The sequence below is a fragment of the uncultured Campylobacter sp. genome, assembly GCF_937949835.1.
In the GTDB taxonomy this organism is placed as follows: domain Bacteria; phylum Campylobacterota; class Campylobacteria; order Campylobacterales; family Campylobacteraceae; genus Campylobacter_B.
In genome coordinates this window covers 1-1,221 of the sequence record NZ_CALEDC010000020.1, presented here as the reverse complement: position 1 = coordinate 1,221, position 1,221 = coordinate 1, and the positions used below count along the sequence as shown (strand labels likewise).

The following is a 1,221-nucleotide window of genomic DNA, read 5'->3' as shown; positions in this document are numbered from 1 at the left end:
ATAGCATACAAAGCCAAAGCCGCCGAAAAACAAAATGAGCCCGATGTCGATCAGCCTATCCGCCATAGCGATCTTTCCTTTGCTTTTTAAATTTAGAAATTTAGCCCGCCGTATTTGCTCTCGCCGGTTGCCTATTGAAATTCTAATTTTGCGGGATTGCACTCTTTATCGGCTTTGCAATCTTGCAATTTTTTGGTGATTTTATTGAAATGTTCTTTATCGTGCGCCAAATCTCGCGTCATCGTCATATATTTAATTACCTCGTCTATGTCTAAATCATAGTAAAAATGAGCTCCTGCACAAAGTAAGCAAAAATCTTCTATTCTGCCCACTTCGCAAGCTCTTATTAATCGTTTTAATCCAATTGACGGCCTATTTGTTCTAAATAGAATTTCACTGGATAAACCGCACGCCAAGGAATTTTCAATTTGATCCTTTTCAAAGCAACTCCTATCCGCAATATTTAATAAATTTTGACAAGCGCTATATTTTCCATCGCCGTTATCGCACTCTAAATTTAGCTCTTTTTCCTCCCAAGTTTTGAAAAAGCTCGAATCCATGGGTCTTGCCATACTAGAGCATATTGAAAATATGAAAGCTAGAATTATAAATTTAATTTTCTGCATTTTCTCTCCTATTTAAAATTTTGATATATAAAGCGGCTTTTTAAACAACATCATCTTACGCTTTTTAACAAAATTCTTGCTTTTTTTATAGGATTGCACTCGCTATCGTTTAGGCACTTTTCCAATTCCTCGTTTATCTTGCACGCTTCGTTTTTATATACGCTATCTATTCTTTTGCATGTCTTTCCAAGATATTTCATGGCTGAATTTATGTCCCCGCTGTACCGTATTTCGATTACACTTAATACATAGCAATAGTTTGCTGCGCCGGCTTCACAGGCTTTTTTACAAGCATAGGCAGAGTCCTCATATCTATCCATAGAACTGAGAAGCGCTAGACCGAGCAATCCGCAGCTTTCATAATCTCCGCTATCGCACTTCTTGGATAAAATTTCGACTAGCCTCGTGCATGCACTGTATTTTCCGTCGCCGCTATCGCAAGCAATCGCTAAATCTTTTTCCTCTTTGGTTTTTAATAAATAATCCAAGCCTTCCGCTGCCGCAGCAGGGATCGCTGCAAATGTCGCTATAAACGCGAGTAGCCAAATTTTAAGATAGAATTTTTTCATCGCCGCCCCCTGTTTTTAGGCGGCGA

The 1,221-nt window shown here is 38.7% G+C and carries 2 protein-coding genes; both read right to left on the bottom strand.

From position 1 onward, the window contains the following. Positions 1–131: 131 nt before the first annotated feature. Positions 132–626, bottom strand: coding sequence for a hypothetical protein (locus Q0256_RS00480; RefSeq protein WP_297959029.1), 495 nt, complete (start codon positions 624–626; stop codon positions 132–134). Positions 627–676: 50 nt separating this feature from the next. Continuing rightward, entirely contained in the window at positions 677–1,195 is a 519-nt protein-coding gene (locus Q0256_RS00475; RefSeq protein WP_297959027.1) for a hypothetical protein, read from the bottom strand. Positions 1,196–1,221: the final 26 nt, after the last annotated feature.